The sequence below is a fragment of the Desulfosporosinus sp. Tol-M2 genome (assembly GCF_059735615.1).
In genome coordinates, this window is the sequence record NZ_JCAIJG010000187.1 from 1 (window position 1) to 5,465 (window position 5,465).

Consider the following 5,465-nt stretch of genomic DNA (forward strand, 5'->3'; position numbering starts at 1 on the left):
ACTATGCAAATAATGATCTAAAAAATTTAAATAAATCCTTGATGGCAGCTGTCATCACAATAATAATAATCGCTCCGATACTTCAAACGTTTTGCACATCTTCTAAACCAGGCTGCCGGAGCTGCTATTCTTAATAATTTGGGCCACCGCATAACTCAAACTAAAAGGTGTTAGTGGACGTGTCCCGCAGACTCTCCTTAGGTGGAACTAGGAGGATAATTGAAAAGGTTGATCGAGCTGGGTGAATCAGGAAGGACTACATTACTGGTATTATCAGGCGCAGTAACCCCTGAGCCCGTACTTGAACTTGGAACAATTGGGGTTGTGGTGGTGGCGGTACTTCCCTTCACTAAACTCGCTTTATTGCTCAGCATTGTGGCGTCGATTGTCGCATACTTGGTTAGCGGTTTTCCCTCGATGCGAATCTGCACTTGTTTTATTGTTGCAAACTGAGTTAGCGTGTTGACAAGCCCATATAGAGCGACTTCTGGTGATACCTTAGCATTAGGTTGCAAAAATTCTTTACTTAGATCGACGACGACCACATTTTCTTTTATGGCAATATCAAGTAGCACCGTAGTCGTAGGAACTGAAGCCTGCACCGTCGTTCCAGTTTCTGCGGGACCTTTTAACCACTGAGTCACTGTTTCTCTCGCCAGACTTACTGTCTTAGGCAAGATACGTTGTTCTTTGACCAAATATTTACCCGTTGAATCCGCAAAATACAGTACTACTGTCTTGGTCTCCGCAGAAGTTGTCGCAGTTGTTGCATCTGGAATAGTAGCAGTTTTATTCCAACCAATAAAATCTCCAAATGATGTCGCAGCCCCATCCTTATTCACTAAAGTCTCCAGTGTCCCACAGCCCGCAATAAAAATGAGGCTGAAGAGAACAACCCCCCCGAGAAAACTGTTCCAAATCCGTACTTTCATATTTATTGCCCCTTCCCCAGTTCGATTTTCAATACTCAATGTTCGAACATTTAGCCCCTGAATAAGTTAAACAAACTTCAGTTGATTACTCCACTGAGAAGTTTCCCTATCCTCACTCTAAACCTATGCTTTGTCCTAATAAATAGTACATTTTCGTTTCATATACTAAGTATTTTAGGCCAAAACAGACAGCCCCCTCATAATTAAGTGAAGGGCTGTCTGTGTAAATTCTCGGTCTTTGTATTTTTATTGTATAAAACACTGCTTTAATCCATAAATATGGGTATCGTTAAATTATAGAAAGGAGTCACTCATGCCCGACATGTACGAAATTATCTGGATTAGTATGATTGCCGGACTGGCAACAACATTTGGCAGCCTACTCGTCCTGTTATTTGGTATGCCAAAAGAACGTGTTCTTGCCTCCCTTTTAGCCGGAGCCGGCGGGGTGATGCTTGCAGTCGTGAGCATTGATTTGCTTCCGAATGCTTGGGAGATCGGCCCACCGCTTCAGGTGGGCATGGGATTTGTTTTAGGCCTTCTCTTCATGTACTTTGCAGAGATTCGCCTAAGTGTCTTCAATAACACTCTCCCCCTGTCCCGGCGTCAACGTCTAAAAAGGACCGGTCTTCTCGTTGCAACTGGGATAGCTTTACATGATCTCCCTGAAGGCATGGCTATCGCCGTCAGCCAAGAAGCTGCCCCCGGCCTTGGCCTTCTTATTGCCTTTGCCATCACATTACACAATCTTCCAGAAGGGATGGCGACCACAGCGCCCTTAAGAATGGCTGGAATCCGTTGGTGGAAAATTCTTCTACTGAACATCGGGATCGCCTTTTTCACTCCACTTGGTGCCTTGGCTGGAATCTTCGCCCTTGAAGGTGTTCAGAATTCCCTGGCCTTCTTTCTTGCCCTCGCCGCAGGTGCAATGAGTTTTCTTATCTTCGCGGAGCTCTGGCCCCTCTCTCGTGAACGACATCCTCGTTATGCCCTACTCGGCGGAACTATCGGATTTATCTTTTTTACGTTAATTGGCCTGTGAGTCAGTGTCTTAGCACGGTCGCACACGTTCCATCGCTATTCGCTTGTCGCTGAGGCTAAAACGCATAACCTCTGGGCTTCTCTGAATGTGCGACCAATGCGTTTCTTCAAGCCTCATCGACTTCACTCATTAACGCGATTCCTCTCTCCGTGCTCTCTAAGCTAAGAAACTTCCTCCGGCTTGGGTCGACGGGGCGCGAGATGCAAGAAATGCAAGTCGAGAACTGTCCCGACTTGCACGCTAATCCGCCTTTTCCGAAGCGCGGGAAACAGGCCGTATCTCGCGGACCCTCTTACTTGAGGACGCTTGCTGCATAATCTCCCATCGTCACGTACCCTTTGGCATTCGGATACTTTCCATCTGAGGATAAACCGCTTAAGAATTTCCCGTCTGCGTCAAACAACACAGTCGCAAAGTCCAATGTCATGATATTTTGCGTCGAAGCGTAATTCATCTCCCATTCGCGAGTGTCTTTAATGGCTTGTCGAAACCCCGGATACTCAAGGGGCAAAGCTAAAATTGGAATAATCCGGTTGGCTTTTGCCTTCTCCACCATTGCTTGAATATTTGTTTGAACCTCATCCAGGGGTACCCCCTGAAGCGCATCGCCAATCCCGGCAAAAATAATCACACGGCCCGGTTGCTCGGCCACTACATCCGTATCGAAACGATCGAGCAGATCTTTCGCCGTCTGATATCCTTTTCCTTTATTGATCACCGGAACCTGCAGAATATCCGCCGTGCGCTTAGGCCAGGAATGTGCCGCGTCAAGCGGATATCCTAAAGTAAACGAGTCACCCAAAGCGACAATCTTTGAATTGCTCAAGGTTTGAGCGGATTTCGATTCTAATCCCTGGATAGTTGTCCCTCCCACTGGTTCTTTGCCACCCTGTCCCCATAATCCAAAAAAACCAGCGATCAGCACGATAAAAGCAAGCCCTGCAGCGGCTTGAATCAAGCGTATTTCCAATCGAAATGTACGCATAAACATTCCCCCTTTCTATACAGAAGGGATTCTACGCAATTCTCAACTTTCCTTCTCCTTCTCAACTGTAATCTTATTTTCATCTCTCCGAAGGAACCCATCGTACACCAGTACGCCTTTCAACGCATATTTTGTATAAGGAAAAAAGGAGGTGCCCCTATGAGTTACATTGACAAGGCCCGCGAATTGGGTGAAGCCCTGTCTCAAACCCCCGAAATTCAAGGTTTAAAAGCTGCAGAAGCTTCCATTATGACTGATCCTCTAAGCCGAGAAGCCTTTATCCAGTACCAAGAAAAAGAGCGCGGGTTGGTAACCACTCAAATGATCAGTAAAGTTGTTCCTGAAAAAGAATCTCTAGCGCTACTTGATCTTAAGATCCGTCTTATAAATAAACATCCCCTGATCAAAGCATACTTTATTCAACAGCAAAAATTTGAAAAACTTATGGCCATGGTCAACCTAACCCTAACTACCGCAATGAATGGCATGCCCTCGGCCAATGATCTCCCCATACCGGAAGAGTTAAAAGGCATGGCCCAGCAAATTCTTGACAGAATCGGCGGCGGAGACTCTATGGAGAAGATGCAAATTTCGCCGGAAATGTTAAAAGGCCTTAAACTCCCGCTTGGATTTACTCAAAAACAATAAAGAGGAAGTGTTATTGAAAAGTGCAAGTCGGCGGTTATCAGGGACCTAAATTCGTTAACGATATTACACATCCCGTGACGTTCATCGCGCTCCTGATCGTGGTCATCTTAGGGGTATGGGTAACGATTCACACTTGGTTTTGATAAGATCTTTGAGAAAGGAGAAACGTTGTGATCAACCAATATTACTGTTCACCCCAGTTGCCGGCGACTCCTTTCTCTTTTTCTATCTTAGTGACCAGCCCTATCCGGCGCGACTTGCAGTTTAGCCCTGTCAGTGCGATGATCTTACCTTTGGCATCCATCAAACTCCACTTTGCCTCAATGATTATAGTTGGCTTGGATATGCTCATGTCGTTTCTTTTTAAACGAGATTTGGTTCATCCTCCAAACCTATCCCGCACGATTTCAATTCATTATCCCGAGACCCTGACCTTGGGACAACTAAACCAGCTTGTGCATGCAACCATCAAAGGGCAAGTCCCTATGCCTTCAACCGTTCCATCCGTTTCACCTGTTCCAGGGCAAGGCTCTGGCCCCGTCGGTGGGGACGAACCACTTTTCCCCGATAATTTAAGTGTCTCCCTATTTGTTTCAACTTCGTTCGCTCCTTTTGACGGAAGCCCGGATACTTCGTTTACCGTCCCATTATTTGAAGTTCCGGGAGCACCCGGCAACCTACTTATCGCCCTTGGTTTAATCATTGCCCAATTCCTTATTGAACGAGCCGGAATAGGAACTCCAAATGGTACAGGGAATGGAGGAAACACCCATGCCTTTGCTAACTCGATCCAGTAATCCCATCTTTCCTGCAGTTTTTCCGCAGAGCTCCCCATCCCCACCGCGTGGATGTTCGGAGCCCAAGGCAGTAGATACTTGGGATTATGGATTTAAAAGCCTCGTTCCTCTTCTACGGTCCCCGCCCTTGGGGGCGGGTATTTTGGCGATGACCTTGTTCTTCTTTATTGCCTTTTTCTCTAATGTACTTTTAGCACAAATAAACCTGGCGACGCTTGGCATCACTGTGACCCTTGGGACGCTTGGTATACTTGCGCTGATTTTACTCATCCTGTTTCTTTTCTAAATGCGACGACCGTGGATGGTCAAGTGTCCCTGTTGCCATGACTCAAACAGGACGTTTGAGGTTAGTAGCGCCACCCGCGAAGACACTGTCTTCGCACGTATTAGCCTTCTTGCAGAATGGCAAGGCACCGCGATAGCGAGAAGGGACCGTCCAGAAAGGGGGTAAGTAATTCTTCGAAATGAATTACTTACCCCCTTAAATGGTGTAATACCCTCTGAAAAGGTACTATCTATACTTATTTTTTGGGTTCCGGGTCTACGTCCATTTGGTTCAGAGATTGAAGAAGTTCCGGACTTATTGGAGCAGCTTCCGGATTTATCGCCGGTTTCTTTCGGCCATTGATCAATCCAGATATCTTTCCCCAGACAGTCGTTGCGGTATTCTTCATCGGAGTCAGAAATGTCATCATTCCCATCGGCTCTTTGACTTTTAAAATAATCGGCCCATTCGGCGCTTGCCCGAGCTGTGCCGGATTTTCCACTGAGACTACAACACGACTGTAATGATGGAGTGGAACTTGGCTGTGGAAATGAGCCCGATAAACTCCATTCCCAACTGACCTTAATACCCCTGCTAAAAATCCCGTCTTCCCCTTGTCATCCACCAAATACGACGCATACATCCCCGTTTGTCCTTGTCCCAGGAACGTTTGTGGCGCTGGAAGATTGGCAATCAAAAGAAAACTATTGTCAGGTGAGATTGTAGCCACTCCATTGCCAATAATCCCTTGTTGTGCGGCTTGTAAAATAAGTTGACGCGCTTGCCCTTGATTATA

The 5,465-nt window shown here is 46.4% G+C and carries 6 protein-coding genes and 1 pseudogene; 4 read left to right on the forward strand and 3 right to left on the reverse strand.

Going from position 1 to position 5,465, the window contains the following annotated elements:
• Positions 1–197 precede the first annotated feature (197 nt).
• Positions 198–932 carry a GerMN domain-containing protein gene (locus AC6I5A_RS13710; RefSeq protein ID WP_034617222.1) on the reverse strand — a complete coding sequence of 245 codons (735 nt, stop codon included), beginning with the start codon at positions 930–932 and terminating at the stop codon, positions 198–200.
• A 313-nt stretch (positions 933–1,245) separates the two neighbouring features.
• On the opposite strand from AC6I5A_RS13710, the gene AC6I5A_RS13715 reads away from it, so the two are divergent.
• The gene (locus AC6I5A_RS13715; RefSeq protein WP_034617224.1) at positions 1,246–1,974 is read left to right on the forward strand and encodes a ZIP family metal transporter; all 729 of its coding nucleotides are present in this window, start codon (positions 1,246–1,248) and stop codon (positions 1,972–1,974) included.
• A 292-nt stretch (positions 1,975–2,266) separates the two neighbouring features.
• Here the strand turns inward: AC6I5A_RS13715 and AC6I5A_RS13720 are convergent, their stop codons facing one another.
• On the reverse strand, positions 2,267–2,959 hold the full coding sequence (locus AC6I5A_RS13720; protein ID WP_034614101.1) for a GDSL-type esterase/lipase family protein: 693 nt from the start codon (positions 2,957–2,959) through the stop codon (positions 2,267–2,269).
• Between the two features lie 159 nt (positions 2,960–3,118).
• On the opposite strand from AC6I5A_RS13720, the gene AC6I5A_RS13725 reads away from it, so the two are divergent.
• From AC6I5A_RS13725 to AC6I5A_RS13735, 3 genes are all read left to right on the forward strand, one after another.
• Positions 3,119–3,607, forward strand: coding sequence for a YlbF/YmcA family competence regulator (locus AC6I5A_RS13725; protein ID WP_034614099.1), 489 nt, complete (start codon positions 3,119–3,121; stop codon positions 3,605–3,607).
• Positions 3,608–3,777: 170 nt separating this feature from the next.
• Complete coding sequence (locus tag AC6I5A_RS13730) at positions 3,778–4,404, forward strand: hypothetical protein (protein ID WP_034617227.1); 627 nt, start codon at positions 3,778–3,780, stop codon at positions 4,402–4,404.
• Entirely contained in the window at positions 4,379–4,690 is a 312-nt protein-coding gene (locus tag AC6I5A_RS13735; RefSeq protein ID WP_497900772.1) for a hypothetical protein, read from the forward strand. The genes AC6I5A_RS13730 and AC6I5A_RS13735 overlap by 26 nt, the downstream gene beginning before the upstream one ends.
• Before the next feature lie 235 nt (positions 4,691–4,925).
• On the opposite strand, the pseudogene AC6I5A_RS13740 reads toward AC6I5A_RS13735, so the two are convergent.
• Positions 4,926–5,465, reverse strand: a pseudogene (locus AC6I5A_RS13740) (hypothetical protein); the annotation flags it as partial.

Coding starts and splice junctions, on each gene's coding strand:
- AC6I5A_RS13710 (WP_034617222.1), bottom strand. CDS start 932: ATGAAAGTACGGATTTGGAACAGTTTTCTCGGGGGGGTTGTTCTCTTC.
- AC6I5A_RS13715 (WP_034617224.1), top strand. CDS start 1,246: ATGCCCGACATGTACGAAATTATCTGGATTAGTATGATTGCCGGACTG.
- AC6I5A_RS13720 (WP_034614101.1), bottom strand. CDS start 2,959: ATGCGTACATTTCGATTGGAAATACGCTTGATTCAAGCCGCTGCAGGG.
- AC6I5A_RS13725 (WP_034614099.1), top strand. CDS start 3,119: ATGAGTTACATTGACAAGGCCCGCGAATTGGGTGAAGCCCTGTCTCAA.
- AC6I5A_RS13735 (WP_497900772.1), top strand. CDS start 4,379: ATGCCTTTGCTAACTCGATCCAGTAATCCCATCTTTCCTGCAGTTTTT.